This is a genomic window from Bacillus pretiosus (assembly GCF_051294775.1).
GTDB lineage: Bacteria > Bacillota > Bacilli > Bacillales > Bacillaceae_G > Bacillus_A > Bacillus_A wiedmannii.
The window spans coordinates 1,534,838-1,550,044 of the sequence record NZ_JBPPHF010000001.1; the positions used below are offsets into that span (position 1 = coordinate 1,534,838).

Genomic DNA, 15,207 nt, shown 5'->3' on the forward strand with positions numbered 1-15,207 from the left:
AATTAACTACTACATCTTAAATATATCTTCTATGTTACCTAGCTTATATCTCAACATAAAAAAAACGCTCCACTACTAGTGAAACGGTTTTTTCTCTACTATTTTTTAAGCATTTACTTCCGTTTTATGTTCCTTTACTACACTACGTTTTAAAGCTGTTCCAAGTATGATAACCATGCTTACTATACCAATCCAAACGAGTACTGTTACAGGTGTACTCCAGCTTAACCCTTTTCCGAAGAAGAATATTTCTCTAAGTCCTTCAATCATAAATCGCATTGGCAACCATGTGTACACCCAATCTTGGTAAAATGGCGACAACATTTCCGGTGCTAACGATAATAACGGTGCCCCAAAGAATAATAAGAGTGCGAATACACCAATTCCTTTTAGTCCAACTAGTGAAAGTACTGCTGATATCATTAAGAAGAAACTAAAGGATGTAATGGATAAAAATAAGGCCGTATCCGTAAAATTCGAAATATTTAATCCTACCATACCATCCGCAATCCATGTAAGCCCAAATCCAATGACAAGTGCCGCGACAGCTCCTGTTATGATTTGTTTTAGTTTTAATACGAAGCTTTCTTTTCTTGTACCTACTGGCATTTTACTTATCGCAGTCAACTACCCCCTCTGAGTTGAAACGTTTCAGTGGGGGCTTGAGTTCGAACGCTAGGTCTTTTCGTCTATCGCTAGACAGTTTGACGCTCTAGCATTCATGCCACCTTATGGTAACACCCCAAGTATGTTTTTGGTTGGTACTGGCAACGAAAGATTGTTTTCCCACTTGTACCACCCTTTCGAAAAAGAGCAGTTCTTCCTTCTGGAAGAAGCCACCACTCAGATGAATCCGGCGTGTGCTACAAGCCCCGACAAGTCGAGTACACATGAATGGATGGTTGACGCACCCACTAAGCTATGCGTGAAGCAACAGCCTTACGTTTTTGCACTTCTAATAGAATCGGCGTTTTCACTTTCAAACTTTCCTCCAATTCTACAACTTTTGATTTTTTCAAGGTATTCAGCGCACCATTAATATCAGCATGGATACATGTTCCTACCTTACTTTGGTACAGACCACGAGTGATTCGTTTGCCGCTAAAGTAATATTGGACTCTATTATCCTTAGACCAAACTGGAACTGGATCTTTATCCAAAAAACTAGCTTTTGAAGTATAGCTTTCTTCTTGTTTCAAAAATCGGATGCCTTCTTTTACACACTTATTCTCAATTGCCGCAATCAATTTATGAAACGGGATTTGCACAAATGTTTGATTATTCTTTTTTCCCATATCAGATTTTTGTTTCCAACCAACGTTATAGCCTACGACAACCGTATCTATGCCTAATGCTTTCACTTTTTTGAACAACAGGCCTATAGTTTGTGAAATGTAACCATTTATTTGTCGTTCACGTTTATGCCAAAGTGCAGCCATTTTGTTCGTTACAATACGTTTTGAAATTCCGTTGTCCATATTTTTCTGTTGGAGGTTACATATCATTTTGTTAAAATATTGGTTTATAGATTTTAATTTTTTCCCATCAATTAAGAATGCATCACCTGTATTGGTTACGCAACTTACTAATCTATCTACACCTAAATCGCAACTCAAAGCGTTACTCGTAGTCGTGGATGGTTGCTTCATTTGAGACACGTGCATCTCATATGTGTAATGCACCTCAAAGAACCGACCTTTTTGCTTCGGTACAATCTCAATGTAGGAGATTTTTTTATTTCTTATATTTTTTGGCATACGTATTTTAATGGGACCGAATTTTTTCCTGAATGCAACACTCATCGGAATGGTCCAATACCCGTTATCATCCACTTTTGGAACTTGATAGATTTCAATAATTCGTTTGTCAGTGGAACGAGAATAATTAGGAAATTTAGGACGACCTGTGAAGGTTTCAGGATTTTTCTTCCACTGTTCCATTGCTTTAAAAAAGCTCTTCACTTCTGTAAATAAGGCTCTACGAATCGCTTGAACAGAGTTTGATTGCATGCCCCAGTAGTTCATATCGGTTTGCATGGCAGTATCTACTTCTTTTACAGTAGCCATCTTGTTATTATTCAGGTAACTTTGTTTTATCGTGTACAATCCAACATTTCGCAATGCTTTTGAACTATGTGACATGCGTTGCAGTAAGCGGAATTCTTTTGCAGTCAAGCAAGCTCGTCCGATATTTTGTTTTTGCGTGAAGCATTGCATGTTTTCTCTTTTCTTTTGTTTACGTAATACTTTCACTGCTTTCTTTCTAGCCATTGTTTTCACCACCTTTCTTAGAGAGTTCATTACTTTTGACACATTCATATTGGGGCCTTCATCGCAAATTCCTATTGGCTCAACTAACAAAATGATTATGATTATTCAATTTCGTTGTCTTACGATCTATTCCCTCCTTATCTAAGGGCAGATTGTATCGTAAGACAAAAGGAACAAACATTCGCCTAGGAACATCGTTATGAACGAAACAAAAGAGTTCAGCCTACCTTCTTGCCGAAAAGGAGAAATTTGATTTAATGACGAAATGCCAAGAAGAAATTATGTATGAGTTTTCTAGCATTGCCAAACAGAGATTGCCTGAAGTTATTGCTGATCTTGGGTCAAACCCTTCCCCAACAATGCCGTTTATACTTATTACTTCTATTCTTGAATTTCTAAATGAAAATAGTGATTTTATGAAAGCAGTATTAAGCCCAAAAGGAGATTTATCTTTCCAAACAAAACTAAAAGACTTTATGTGGAAAACACTATTTGAAGATACGAATGGTGCCCTCATTAATAAGGAAAATTTACTTGTCCCAAGTCAATACTTAGCTTCTTATATGGCATCTGCTCATATAGGTGTCATTCAGCAATGGTTAAATAACGGGCAAAAAGAAACACCTGAGGAAATTGCTCGTATTTTATCAACAATCGCAGTTCATGGACCTTTTTATGCGGCTGGCTTAAAAAAATAAGTCAGCTATATAATAAAAGATCATCCACTATAATAGCGGATGATCTTTTATTTCATTACAACACTTCAATATAACCTTCAGTCCCATGTACCCGAATTCGTTGCCCATCTTTTATTCGTTTCGTAGCATTCTCTACCCCGACGACTGCTGGTAATCCATATTCACGTGCAATCACTGCCCCGTGAGTCATAAGCCCGCCAACTTCGGTGACTAACCCTTTTATAGACACAAATAACGGTGTCCAGCCCGGGTCAGTAAAAGCAGTAACTAATATATCCCCCTCTTCTAAATTCGCATCTTCCATGTTTAAAATAACGCGAGCTCTTCCCTCAATCACTCCTGAAGAAACAGGCAAACCTACAATCGCGTCAGCTGGGAGGTTTTCTCGTTTATATTTACCTGTAATGATTTCTCCATCAGACGTCATAACGCGGGGAGGCGTTAGTTTTTCATATAATTTGTACTCATTTTTTTGTTTATGAATAAGCGCGTAATCTAGTTTATTCGTGCGAACAACTTCGTGCAGTTCTTCAAAGGTTAGATAGTATACATCATCGATTTCATGAATGACACCTCTCTGTACAAGTTGCTCGGCTTCTTTTAATAATGCCTGTTTATATATGAAATAACGATTAATCATGCCGTATTTTGGATATTCACGATAACCGATACAATTACGGATGTTACGAATCATTTGCTTCGTCTCTTCTACTTTTTGTGTACCATCCGGCAAGTGTTGCAATCGATCTACTAACTCTTTTTCTTTTTTCAAAGCTTCTTGCAACCCTTCTTCAAACTTCCGTTTACTAGCGCCAGCTTCAAAGTCTCTTATATTATTTAAAATCATTGGGATAATGATTGTTGGCTTTTCACTCCAGCGCGTTTTCGTAATGTCGATTTCTCCGCTGCATCTCATTCCGTATTTATTTAGAAAAGTTAGAATGGCATCTCGAGTTTTTTCTCCGCCTTTAAATTGAACTAATTCATCTAAAAAGTTATCATTTTCTACATGTTGTAAATACGCAATAACTTCTGGATATGGCCGAATCACATCAGCAACATCGAGTAATGCTAGCCCCATTTCAGACGTAATATTGTTTTGTACGGATTGAGAAAGTGTGTCCGCTGCATTCTTTTCGCCTAGCCATTGCTCCATCTTTTCATTGATCCATGTTGAAGCATCCATACCTGCCATAATGACAGCCATACTTTGCGGATGAAATAATATTTTCTTTAATTGCTGAATGTCTTCCAAAATAAAATCAAGTACATCCACCCCTGATTTCATGTGCATGTTTCGTTCTAACTCTTCGATTGATGCTTCACTATTCTGTATTAAATTCGTAACGATTGCCGGATCATTTTCGATTTCTGGTTGCGAATTTGCAGGTTGCTTACTTTTACTAACACTCTTTTCTTTTTCATCATCCGGCAACAATGTAATAAAATTATCTCGCTCGATTATAGTTGTTAATGCATCTCTTACGAGTGGATCTGATTTTCCTAAAGTGTTTATTAAATAATCTCTGCTAGCAGGTGAAGCTAATTGTTGCGTAGCATCCACAAACAGCCGTCCTCCCGCTTTACGCATAGGAGCATTAGTCGTTAACAGGAAAAAAGATAACCCAAGCGGTTTCATCGCATCGGTCATCATTTGTTGATGGCCAACTGATATATACACATGATTTCCCCCATCATTTTCTTCAGGAATTGGATATAAAGTCGTAATGGGGCGACTTTGGACAATATAAAATGTATCATCCACTAAACACCATTCAATATCTTGCGGACAACCAAAATAAGCTTCAATCTGTCTTCCAATCTGTGCTAGTTGTAAAATTTGTTGTTCAGACAATGTTTGAATTTTTTGCTGAGCCGGATCAATCTGTTTCGTCTCCGTTCCGCCCTCTTTTAAAGCATAAATAGCTAATTTTTTAGTTGCTATCATCTTTCCGGTAATTTCGCCTTCTTTTACTTTATAATTATCGGCAGAGACCAGTCCTGATACTAATGCCTCACCAAGTCCAAAACTGGCATCAATTGATACTACCTTTCGGTTAGAAGTAACCGGATCAGCAGTAAATAAAATTCCCGAAGCCTCAGGGAAAACCATTTTTTGAACGACAACACATATAGAAACTTGATTATGTTCAAAATCATTTTGCATGCGGTACATAACTGCTCGCTCTGTAAATAAAGAAGCCCAGCACTTTCTTACATGCTGCAAAATTGCTTTTTCTCCAATAATATTTAAATACGTATCTTGTTGACCAGCAAATGAGGCATACGGTAAATCTTCAGCCGTAGCACTAGAACGCACGGCATACGCATGTTCATTTCCAAAACGTGAGAGATAATGAGCTACCGCTTCCACTACATCAGTAGGGATTTCTACTGCCATAATGACTTCTCTAATCTTCTTACTCATTTCACCAATTTGAGCTCGCTCTTCCTTTTTCAACTTTGTTAGTTGCTGCAACAAAGTTTGAAGCTCCTCATTTTGCTCGATCGCCTTTTCATATCCTACCGTTGTAACACAAAATCCTTCTGGCACTTGTATCCCTTGAACGCTTGATAACTCCCCTAAATTCAATCCTTTTCCACCAACGAGTGCAAGCTGCGTGTTTTCTATTTCCTGAAAATCGAGAACGAAAGAACTCATTTACCATCTCTCCTTACTATGCATGTGTTCTTGATTGTAGCAGTAGTAAATACGAATAAACAGTCTATTTCGAACTTGATTTACATGATATAATTAAGTTAGGAAGAAAGTAATAAGATGCCCCAGTTGCCGCTTTTTAAAACTGGGGCATCTTATTTAATATCCATATTCATCTTAAATATTTCTATTGTGTCAGCAGCTTTAATATATCCACCAGCATCTTTTAAAGTACATTTGATTTTATGACTATTTTCTAAGTATACATCATTATATAATACCTCCATTACTGTATTATATAATGTCGCTGGAGTAAGATTTTTTAGATTTAATTGTATACCAGCTTTTAAATCTTCTATTCTTTGAGCCACTATCGGTTGATCTCCCATAACTGGTATAACGATCATAGGAACACCAAAATACAAACTTTCACTAGAACTATTCATTCCCCCATGTGTAATAAAAAGATTCGCCTGTTTCAAGACCTCTAGCTGAGGCACATAATTATAAACCTTGAAATTATGTGGAACATTTTTCAATTGGTTAATGTCAATATGTTTTCCTACAGATAATATGATAGTAGCAGGAAAATTTTTAAATGTTTCAAAACATGTATAATAAAAATCCATTTGTTGATTAAATACAGTTCCCATAGAAATATAAATAAGTTTCTCTTCTTCCTTTTGTTTAAAAGTAATTTCTTGCATATCTTTCCGTGATGTAATAGAGGGACCAACAAAAATATAAGAATCATCTAATTCCTCCACATCTGGTTGGAAGAATTCAGATGTATATACAAGAGTAATATTTCCAGCACACGTCATTACATTTTTCTTTTCATTCATAGAAAAACCATATACCTTTTGCCATTTTTCTAGAATACGCGTAACTTCTTGATAGGAAGGTGATGTTTTATCTCCTTCATTGTGATTGTTCATCAGGGCGTTAAATACCTTTTTAGTAACTGCAAATGTTGTACATGAAGAAATTCTAGGTACATTTAGTACTTCAGCTATAATCCATCCTACTGCAAAATTGTTATCATATATTACATAATCATATTTTTCTTCTTCCAGCTCTTCTATAATAATCTTTATTATTTTGTCCATGGATTTTACCATATGTAATAATAGTTCAGAGGGATGTATTTTTCCATTCATTCTTTCCAACATGTCTACTTTTTCTAAAAAATTTTCATATGGACGAAACGAAGCTCCTGTTTTTTCAATCTTCCCCTTATACTCCTCTACACAATAGTAAACAACTTCTTCTCCTCTTTTTACTAATTCTTCAATAAGAGCAAGAGTTGGATTCACATGCCCTTCCCCTGGAAAATTAAACATCAGTACCTTTGCCATATAATAGTTCCTCCTCTAAAATTAAAAATTCCCTATAATAAAGTGCGTTTCTCTCTTCATTTTAATAATGGATACTTGTGATAGTAAATGTAATAAACGAGTAAGAAACAAAGTCGATATACTATAAATTCTCCAAAGATGGATGCCTACTTCAAGTGGAGACTTTCTGAATTGTGACAGAAATAAGTTTGAATATGCACTCTATGTAAGTAAACATAATGTAAAATACTAGAAAAAATGAATGAAATTGTATTTTTAAAACGTCATCCCCAAAAATGGATTTTCAAAATTAGGGAACTATAATGTGTAGGAAAATAACTTAAGGGAGATAAAAAATGGACAATGAAATGAATTATGGAAGTGATTATAAGTTTATTCCAGCAACTTCTATTGAAAGTGGTCATGGCATCGAAGTATTGCCTGATTTATTTTGTTACACGATTCAAATCGTCAACATATGTTTTGTTGGACATCCGCATACCAATGATTTTGTTTTAGTTGATGCTGGAATGCCTACATGTGCAAATGAAATTATCTCTGTCACTAAGAAGCGATTTGGTACAAATAGCCGTCCAAAAGCAATTATTTTAACTCACGGGCATTTTGATCATGTTGGAGGAATAATTGAACTCATTAAGTATTGGGATGTTCCCGTCTATGCCCATCAAATGGAGATACCGTTCTTGACTGGACAGCAAAGCTATCCTGAACCAGATCCAACAGTTGAAGGTGGTATGATAGCGAAAATGTCTCCCCTGTTCCCTAATGAGCCGATTGATTTAGGACATAGCGTAAAAGTACTACCTACAGATGGAACTGTTCCTCATATGCCAGAGTTTAGATGGATTCATACACCAGGGCATACTCCTGGGCATATTTCATTATTCCGAGAAAAAGACCGAACTTTAATTGCTGGGGATGCTTTTGTTACAGTGAAACAGGAATATCTATATAAAGTATTTACTCAGGAACAGGAAATAAGCGGCCCCCCTCGTTATTTAACAACAGACTGGAAAGCCGCTAAAGAATCAGTCATTAAATTAGAAGAAGTAAAGCCTCTGGTCGCTATTACTGGACATGGGATACCAATGTCAGGTGAATTGCTAGCAACAGGCCTTAAAACACTCGTTCAAGAATTTGATAAAATCGCTGTACCCGATTATGGAAAATATGTAGACAAAAAGATACATTAAGCATGAAAATATTTTGTTTATCTTTTCATATTAGTGAATCAAAATATAATAGAGCATTATCATTCAAAAGGTTTTAAACTTAATCTGTTAAACAACTGAATGTAGGCAATATATATATCCTAAGAATAGAACTACTTTTTTGGAATAAAAATCGAGCTTTCGCACACACTATTTATAATAAAGTCTGCTTCTTACCCAGGCTTTATTTCTTACCATTAAAGAGCAGTCATATAAATAACTGCTCTTTTTAATTTTTTAGTATAGGCTTAAATTTTTTGTTCATACTATACTTAACCATGATATAGTTATACTCCTTAAATTCATGGATGTAATTTTCTCGCTGCAGTTAGCTTTTGCTAGCTGCTTTTTATTTATAAATTTTAAAACTCATACAAACTCCATATTTTTAACCATATCCCGAAATTCATTCCTTTTAACCGAGCTGCTAAAGAAGTTTTAATGAAAGTTATTAATATGCTGTGACAGAAGTAAAAGAAATTTATGTAGATAGATTAATGACAAACTGGACTCCATCATCTCATCTTGTATATTTCATAGAAATGATGTAATTAATTCAATGTTAGAGTCTTTAGGATGAACATGGAGATATTTCAATATTGAATAGTTATAACGTAAATTTTAAAAATGAAAATATAATACTCATTTTTATCAAAGTTTCTTTTAAGTACAGTATGATTAAATTTTATTTCAAAGTTTTTAGTTTCAAAAAATCCGATAATCTTATTATATTATTGACTTTCGTTCTCGATTTGCTACTCCTGAACCATTGTAAACAAAGTATAAAAATTAGAACAATATCAACGAAATCCCCACCATAATACATCAGCACGCCCCCAATTTCAGCTTGTTCAGTGACTACACCAGCAGGCGGATGAGCATATATGTATTTCGATAATATCCCATGACCAGCTGATGCAACTATTAAAATAATTGATCGGCATATATAACTATACCTATGGGATATTGGATCAACATAAATCATTGATGTGGTAAACAGGTATCCTGCAATAAAAACATGGAAATGTATGAACAAATGAAGAAGTATACTTTTGTGCATCATCGAGTATAAGTTAGTCGTATAGAGAATCCATAACCCTCCTAAATTAAGCAAGGTTGCGATAATTGGATGAGTAAGGATTTTTAAAGGCCTACTCTTTAGTATACTTGAAAGACGTCGCGCTGTTCCCACATTGAGCGTTCGTAAAAAAAGAGTCATCGGAGCTGCTAATGCTATAAAAATTGGAGCAAACATCCCAAGGAGCAAATGCACAAGCATATGTATTGTGAAGTCATTATGAGCACGATGAGCTAAAGGTCCAACAACTGCTATTGCTACACAAATAAGCCCTAAAACCCAGAAGACACTTCGATATAACGGCCATCGTTTGTACTGACGATTTGATAATACCGTCGATACAACATAAATTATTAATATAATTAAAATGAATACGAATAACGAAAAATCCAATAAACTCCATATTTCGTGATGAAGATGGTTATTGTTCATCTAAACTTTTCCCTCTCAATAATCTTTCATCGGTTCTTGTCTGAAAAACTAGTAGAATTCCAATTAAGACCATTACAGTCGCAATTATATTCCATATTACGTCGTAGATAAGAACATTATTTACGTATCGAATCTGATGTATTTTCATTAGTTTATGTTGAATTATACCGTCATATAATTGAAATCCACCACTACCAAGCATTAACCCGCTCCACCATCTTTTCAACCAAAATGCATTTCTACGGCGAAGATCAGCAACCATGAACAAGGAACCAATCGTTGCAAACCAACTAAAAGCATGAAAAAGACCATCTGAAATCAGTCCAATATCTGTTGTAGATTTATCATAGAAATGGTGCCAATGCAGCAGTTGATGAAAAATAGTTTCATCTATAAAAGCTACTAACCCTAAACCAAACAACATACCTGACCAGAGATTACGGGTCAAATAAACAGAAGAGGTTAAATAGCTTGTATTATCGGTTTTGGTAACCATTAAATCCTACCCTTTCCACTAATGTATATTCTTATTTTTCCCAAAAGAAAAACGTGCTAAACATACTTAGCGCCAAAGGAAACTAATGTTCAGTTAGAAATATCGTATAGATACTTATTCTCTAGCATATTTAATATTTGATTAAAACTCCCTAAAAAACTTTAAGGAGTTCACCATTCTAAAATAGCGTTAGTATAATTTCTTTAGTATTTTCGAATGAATCTATATTTTTATCCTTTAATCAATTTATTAACAATGGAAATTACCATTTAGTATTAACTATTTGATCCTCTATAAATAAACTATAGTTTTTCTCTAATGATAATTTCCATATCTTTATTTTAATATTGCATTTGTATTGCCTTTTGCACATTTTGAACATCATTTTTTAATAGTTGCTTTAAATCGTAAGCTGGATAGTAACCACGTTCATACATAAAGTTAAAAACCTGTGCATGTAATTGTATAGCACCATTTATTTGACGGGTTAAAACTTCTCTAAGTCGGGGTGTTGCAGTTTCAGTAATTGCTATTGCATAGTTTCGAACAGATGTCTTCGCTAACCCAAGCAAATCTCCAGCGTAAAATCCAGTTTCATCACGATGCTGCGCTTGAAATCCAGGAGCATACGGATAAAACTGTACTAACTCTTGTAGATTGTTTTGGATGGCATTTATAGCTTTAATATATAACGATTGAAGTGCTTGATCAGGTACATTTCTAACTGACTTTTTTAATTTGATTAAACCGTTCGCTTGGAATGCTACTAATTCATGTAGATCCAATGTTTCATGCCAAGCTAACTGATTAGGATAAGACATATATGTTCCCCCTTAATATTCATTCATGCTACATTATGCAAAAAAATGTAAAAGGGGCCTATACTACATGAATTCATTTCAACCTAATTTATCATTACTTTCCATTTTCTATGTTAATCACCATAAAATAAACTTAATTCCTCTTCCCTACTTTTTTATATCCTTAATTTTAATTTTCAAAATGACTTCTTCGCCTTTACAATCTATAAATTTAATTTTTTCTTCCTTAAAAATCCCCACTATAATACATCCTTTCTCGTTTCGTTATAAACCATACTAGTTAGAAAATATAAATGTGAACATTGTACCTACATATTTTTTAAATTTTATAGTTACTTAATTTTATATATGATTAAAAATTAAGTAACTACATTGAAGGGGATTCTCTATTAAATCACTTTATTTTTATAGATTAAAAAATAATTATTTTAGCCGTGTTAGTCACCTATTCCTAAATAATTAATAGGCTATATATTATGACTTAGGAGGGATAAAAAGATGACTATAATTTACGATAAAGACTCTTTACAAAAAAATATTACTAACCTTCCACATTGGCAACAAGAAGCTTTCCGTTCTTTTAAATTAAAAATGACAGATAAAAATAAACCTTTCCCTTGTATCCCAGCTCAACACGGCTTTACAGCCAATCACCTCCGGTACGGATTCATTGGTGATCCTAAAGATATGAATACTAGCGCTGATTTTGCTACATTACTTAAAGAATATACAGAATGTTCTAGAGACACAGGGCAATACGCTTCACTTATTGTTTTTATTCATACACCAATAGATTTAAAGCGAGAAACTACCGTTGAGGATTTTGAACATATTTATTGGTCTCTACTTAATACAACTAGCCGTTTGGACGAGATGGAATGGCCTATGCACATTCCAAATGATCCTATGGAAAACACTTGGGAATTTTGCTTTCATAATGAATCATATTTTGTTTACTGCGCTACACCTGCCCATGTCAATAGACGAAGTAGACATTTTTCATGTATGATGCTTGCTTTAACCCCTAGATGGGTTTTACAGGGAATTATGAATTCTGAGAAACGCAGTAGAAAACTAAAAAACTTAATACGTCAACGTCTAGCTGCTTATGACAAAGCTCCTATTCACCCTTCTCTTAAAGATTATGGTGAAAAAGATAATTTTGAATGGCAGCAATATTTCTTACGTGATGATGAAACAATTCCATCCAAGTGTCCGTTTTCTCGAATAATAAAATACTTGCATAAAAATAAGTAATTCACTCTGCTTTTTATTATTTAGTTGTACAAACTTTAACCACTGAATAGATTTAATATAGATCAATTTTAGTGGGAGGAGCATGTTATACGTGGGCATATTTTTAAGCTATGTTTTTTTAGGTTTATCATTATCTGCTCCAATGGGGCCTATTAATGCTGCACAGTTAGAAAAAGGTATTAGGAGTGGTTTTTTTCACGCTTGGATTCTTGGCATAGGAGCCTTACTTGCAGATATTATCTATATGGCGCTTATTTATTTAGGTGTCATTCATTTCCTCGAAAAAGATATTATAAAACTTTTCTTATGGTCTTTCGGCGCTTTTGTTTTAATCTATACAGGTATCGAAAGTTTAAAAAACGCGAATCAAATTAGCATTAGTAATACGAGAAATGATGATTCAATTAGTAAAAGCTTTTTTTCTGGTTTCTTTATGTCTTTATCTAATCCATTAACAATTCTATTTTGGCTTGGAATTTTCGGCTCTATATTAGCAAAAGCCGCTTCTTCCTATAATAAAGAGCAGCTTTTGTTATATAGCTTTGGTACCATTTTAGGTATTTTTATTTGGGATATTACGATGGCAAGTACATCTAGTATATTTCGTAAATTTTTGAATACTCGTATATTGTCTCTTATAACGGTAGTATCTGGAATATCACTTATTATTTATGGATTATATTTTGGTTTTCAAACTTATCAAATTATTTTTCAATAACTTCTATTATTTAGTTCTGACCTACTATTCCTGTTGTGTAAAGAAAGATACTTCATATAACTGTATTCCTTTTTCTTGAGACAAAATGAACAATTATAGTAACAATAATAACTATTCCTAAAAACAACAAACTCACTAGGAAACCAAAACGGGTTGTTTTTTGCAATAGTGTTCCACTAACAGCTAGTGCAATCATAATAAGACCAATAATACTTTTTATCTGCATCCAACCTTTTGGATTCATTAGTCTCCAAAAGGAAAGAAGAATTAAACTCCATGTATATAACAACATTAATCCAGCTGCAGTTGTGACATACTCATATATATTTTTTGGTAGTAATAAAGCACTAAGGATAGAAGCACCAAGTCCAATTATAATAAGAATTAAAGCTGGAAAAGAGATATTTTTCTTGTTTTTTTTAGCAAACATTGCAGGTGCATCACCTTCTTCAGCTAAGTTCATTAATACACTTGTCACTGCAAATAATGAACCAACTAACGTTGAAAAACCCGCTAAAATTAATACTATATTTAAAATAAATGGCACATACGGCAAATTATAGTCTTGTAATGCTATTACAAAAGGACTTTCTTTCGTATTAAACTGGTTTAATGGTACCATCATAATTGCCAACCCTAAAGAGACTACGTAAATAATCGTTAAAATCATTAACATTACTCTACCTGATTTTTGTGCATCTTTAGGGTCTTTAAGTCTTATTGTCATTAACCCCATAATTTCGATTCCTCCAAATGCATAAAATGCATAAATTAGAGAGGACCAAGTACCTTTTAATCCATTTGGGAACCAGTCTTTAAAATTCCGCGGAATTTGCGCTTTATATAAACCACCCTTTATAAATCCTAAAATAACCAAAATAGCAATCACAATGAATCCTATAATAGCCGCGATTTTTATAATAGCCATCCATTTTTCTAAACGTTCGAATATTTTTACCCCTATAAAAATAATTAATATAGCCGCTACTCCATATACAGCAGCAAATATCCATAGTGGTATTTTAGGGAACCAGTAACGTGAAAAGATTCCTAACGCACTTAACTGGCTGCCCATAATAAGCAACTCCGAACACCAATATGTCCATCCGTGACTAAAACCCGCCCAATTTCCAAAAGCTTTTCTTGAATAAATGCGAAACGATCCTTTTTGCGGATCTTCCACAGCCATTTTTGCCAATGCTTCAAATACAATATATGTAGTGAATCCCGTTAAAATCAAAATAAGAATAATTGAAGATCCACCTATTTTAATCCCTATACTGGATCCTAAAAAAAAGCCCGTTCCTATCGTACAACCAATTCCAATAAGTGAGAGTTGCCACCATTTTAAATCTTTTTTTTCTTTCGTTTCGTTCTTAACATCATGGCAGGTCATATTACGATTCTCCTTTATTCATTTTGAGAATGCCCCTCATGATCACTTAAGTACTTCTCAGCAAGCTTTTCAACAACATCAACGACATCATGAGCCTTTATTTTGTGATTTGCTACTCTTTCACTTCCTACAGAAATCTCAACTGTAAATAATGCTTCATATTTCATTTTTTCTGCTCCTTTCGCATCAAATATAACCTCGCATCTTTTATCCTTTTATTACGCAAAAATTAATTATGTATTTAAAACCTTGTAAGTCTAAAAGTTAAACAAATAAATTCGAGTTATAGTTGTAAATCTAAAAAATGTATGAGAAAGGAGAGACGACATGCCTCTCCTCTATATCCATTTTGTATATAAAATTAACGAGTAACTCCACCACCAAGTTGTTGCTCCGCTAATGATACAAGACGTTTTGTAATTTCACCACCAACAGATCCGTTAGCACGAGCTGTTGCGTCTGCTCCAAGTTGCACTCCAAATTCTTGAGCAATTTCATATTTCATTTGATCAAGAGCTTGTTCAGCGCCGCGTACTAATAATTGATTGCTGCTTCCACTGTTATTATTTGACATATTAATTCACCTCCTTCTTCTTTCTTTAATATGTTAAATTACATGCTAAAATATATAGCTAATTAATTGGTAATTACGACCACGAATTCAAAGGTATAATTGATGCACTTTAAGCCCAATATAATAATGTATAGGAGAACGAAATATAACATACGTGCCATGGGATATTCTAAATAGTCCTCCAACACAAAATAAAACGGGTTACGCTATATAAAAGCATAACCCGTTTTCAATGAAAT

At 34.2% G+C, this 15,207-nt stretch carries 13 protein-coding genes and 1 pseudogene; 4 read left to right on the top strand and 10 right to left on the bottom strand.

Annotation, left to right across the window (positions count from 1 at the left end; translation table 11 throughout):
* Positions 1-105: 105 nt before the first annotated feature.
* Positions 106-621: pseudogene (locus ACSG5Z_RS07710) on the bottom strand (ABC-2 transporter permease); the annotation flags it as partial.
* A 293-nt stretch (positions 622-914) separates the two neighbouring features.
* A complete protein-coding gene (locus tag ACSG5Z_RS07715) occupies positions 915-2,270 on the bottom strand; it encodes an RNA-guided endonuclease TnpB family protein (protein WP_435711207.1) in 1,356 nt (451 codons plus the stop codon).
* Positions 2,271-2,527: 257 nt separating this feature from the next.
* Between ACSG5Z_RS07715 and ACSG5Z_RS07720 the strand changes: the two genes are divergently transcribed.
* The gene (locus tag ACSG5Z_RS07720; RefSeq protein ID WP_435711208.1) at positions 2,528-2,968 is read left to right on the top strand and encodes a TetR-like C-terminal domain-containing protein; all 441 of its coding nucleotides are present in this window, start codon (positions 2,528-2,530) and stop codon (positions 2,966-2,968) included.
* A 55-nt stretch (positions 2,969-3,023) separates the two neighbouring features.
* On the opposite strand, the gene ppsA is transcribed toward ACSG5Z_RS07720, so the two are convergent.
* Positions 3,024-5,630, bottom strand: coding sequence for a phosphoenolpyruvate synthase (gene ppsA, locus ACSG5Z_RS07725; RefSeq protein ID WP_435711209.1), 2,607 nt, complete (start codon positions 5,628-5,630; stop codon positions 3,024-3,026).
* A gap of 152 nt (positions 5,631-5,782) precedes the next feature.
* Positions 5,783-6,985: a macrolide family glycosyltransferase gene (locus tag ACSG5Z_RS07730; RefSeq protein WP_435711210.1), complete on the bottom strand. Its 1,203-nt coding sequence runs from the start codon at positions 6,983-6,985 to the stop codon at positions 5,783-5,785.
* Between the two features lie 335 nt (positions 6,986-7,320).
* Here ACSG5Z_RS07730 and ACSG5Z_RS07735 point away from each other — a divergent pair, with 335 nt between their 5' ends.
* Positions 7,321-8,178: an MBL fold metallo-hydrolase gene (locus ACSG5Z_RS07735; protein WP_435711211.1), complete on the top strand. Its 858-nt coding sequence runs from the start codon at positions 7,321-7,323 to the stop codon at positions 8,176-8,178.
* A 703-nt stretch (positions 8,179-8,881) separates the two neighbouring features.
* Here ACSG5Z_RS07735 and ACSG5Z_RS07740 read toward each other — a convergent pair.
* The 3 genes from ACSG5Z_RS07740 to cotF all read right to left on the bottom strand — a co-directional run bounded on the left by ACSG5Z_RS07740 (position 8,882) and on the right by cotF (position 11,023).
* On the bottom strand, positions 8,882-9,706 hold the full coding sequence (locus ACSG5Z_RS07740) for a cytochrome c oxidase assembly protein (RefSeq protein ID WP_435711212.1): 825 nt from the start codon (positions 9,704-9,706) through the stop codon (positions 8,882-8,884).
* Complete coding sequence (locus tag ACSG5Z_RS07745; RefSeq protein ID WP_435711213.1) at positions 9,696-10,202, bottom strand: DUF2243 domain-containing protein; 507 nt, start codon at positions 10,200-10,202, stop codon at positions 9,696-9,698. The genes ACSG5Z_RS07740 and ACSG5Z_RS07745 overlap by 11 nt, the downstream gene beginning before the upstream one ends.
* Positions 10,203-10,543: 341 nt before the next feature.
* Positions 10,544-11,023 carry a spore coat protein CotF gene (cotF, locus tag ACSG5Z_RS07750; protein WP_435711214.1) on the bottom strand — a complete coding sequence of 160 codons (480 nt, stop codon included), beginning with the start codon at positions 11,021-11,023 and terminating at the stop codon, positions 10,544-10,546.
* Between the two features lie 498 nt (positions 11,024-11,521).
* On the opposite strand from cotF, the gene ACSG5Z_RS07755 reads away from it, so the two are divergent.
* Together ACSG5Z_RS07755 and ACSG5Z_RS07760 are read left to right on the top strand one after the other, a co-directional pair.
* Positions 11,522-12,280: a YqcI/YcgG family protein gene (locus ACSG5Z_RS07755; RefSeq protein ID WP_435711215.1), complete on the top strand. Its 759-nt coding sequence runs from the start codon at positions 11,522-11,524 to the stop codon at positions 12,278-12,280.
* A gap of 91 nt (positions 12,281-12,371) precedes the next feature.
* On the top strand, positions 12,372-12,998 hold the full coding sequence (locus ACSG5Z_RS07760) for a LysE family transporter (RefSeq protein ID WP_435711216.1): 627 nt from the start codon (positions 12,372-12,374) through the stop codon (positions 12,996-12,998).
* A gap of 52 nt (positions 12,999-13,050) precedes the next feature.
* Here ACSG5Z_RS07760 and ACSG5Z_RS07765 read toward each other — a convergent pair whose 3' ends face one another.
* From ACSG5Z_RS07765 to ACSG5Z_RS07775, 3 genes are all read right to left on the bottom strand, one after another.
* Positions 13,051-14,394 carry an amino acid permease gene (locus ACSG5Z_RS07765; protein ID WP_435711217.1) on the bottom strand — a complete coding sequence of 448 codons (1,344 nt, stop codon included), beginning with the start codon at positions 14,392-14,394 and terminating at the stop codon, positions 13,051-13,053.
* A gap of 14 nt (positions 14,395-14,408) precedes the next feature.
* Positions 14,409-14,561 carry a hypothetical protein gene (locus ACSG5Z_RS07770; protein ID WP_000872953.1) on the bottom strand — a complete coding sequence of 51 codons (153 nt, stop codon included), beginning with the start codon at positions 14,559-14,561 and terminating at the stop codon, positions 14,409-14,411.
* 194 nt (positions 14,562-14,755) lie between these two features.
* On the bottom strand, positions 14,756-14,968 hold the full coding sequence (locus tag ACSG5Z_RS07775) for an alpha/beta-type small acid-soluble spore protein (RefSeq protein WP_000069660.1): 213 nt from the start codon (positions 14,966-14,968) through the stop codon (positions 14,756-14,758).
* Positions 14,969-15,207: the final 239 nt, after the last annotated feature.

What these genes read in the sequence shown, in the direction of transcription:
- ACSG5Z_RS07715 (WP_435711207.1), bottom strand. Translation starts at nt 2,270, where the DNA reads ATGGCTAGAAAGAAAGCAGTGAAAGTATTACGTAAACAAAAGAAAAGA.
- ACSG5Z_RS07720 (WP_435711208.1), top strand. Translation starts at nt 2,528, where the DNA reads ATGACGAAATGCCAAGAAGAAATTATGTATGAGTTTTCTAGCATTGCC.
- ppsA (WP_435711209.1), bottom strand. Translation starts at nt 5,630, where the DNA reads ATGAGTTCTTTCGTTCTCGATTTTCAGGAAATAGAAAACACGCAGCTT.
- ACSG5Z_RS07730 (WP_435711210.1), bottom strand. Translation starts at nt 6,985, where the DNA reads ATGGCAAAGGTACTGATGTTTAATTTTCCAGGGGAAGGGCATGTGAAT.
- ACSG5Z_RS07735 (WP_435711211.1), top strand. Translation starts at nt 7,321, where the DNA reads ATGGACAATGAAATGAATTATGGAAGTGATTATAAGTTTATTCCAGCA.
- ACSG5Z_RS07740 (WP_435711212.1), bottom strand. Translation starts at nt 9,706, where the DNA reads ATGAACAATAACCATCTTCATCACGAAATATGGAGTTTATTGGATTTT.
- ACSG5Z_RS07745 (WP_435711213.1), bottom strand. Translation starts at nt 10,202, where the DNA reads ATGGTTACCAAAACCGATAATACAAGCTATTTAACCTCTTCTGTTTAT.
- cotF (WP_435711214.1), bottom strand. Translation starts at nt 11,023, where the DNA reads ATGTCTTATCCTAATCAGTTAGCTTGGCATGAAACATTGGATCTACAT.
- ACSG5Z_RS07755 (WP_435711215.1), top strand. Translation starts at nt 11,522, where the DNA reads ATGACTATAATTTACGATAAAGACTCTTTACAAAAAAATATTACTAAC.
- ACSG5Z_RS07765 (WP_435711217.1), bottom strand. Translation starts at nt 14,394, where the DNA reads ATGACCTGCCATGATGTTAAGAACGAAACGAAAGAAAAAAAAGATTTA.
- ACSG5Z_RS07770 (WP_000872953.1), bottom strand. Translation starts at nt 14,561, where the DNA reads ATGAAATATGAAGCATTATTTACAGTTGAGATTTCTGTAGGAAGTGAA.
- ACSG5Z_RS07775 (WP_000069660.1), bottom strand. Translation starts at nt 14,968, where the DNA reads ATGTCAAATAATAACAGTGGAAGCAGCAATCAATTATTAGTACGCGGC.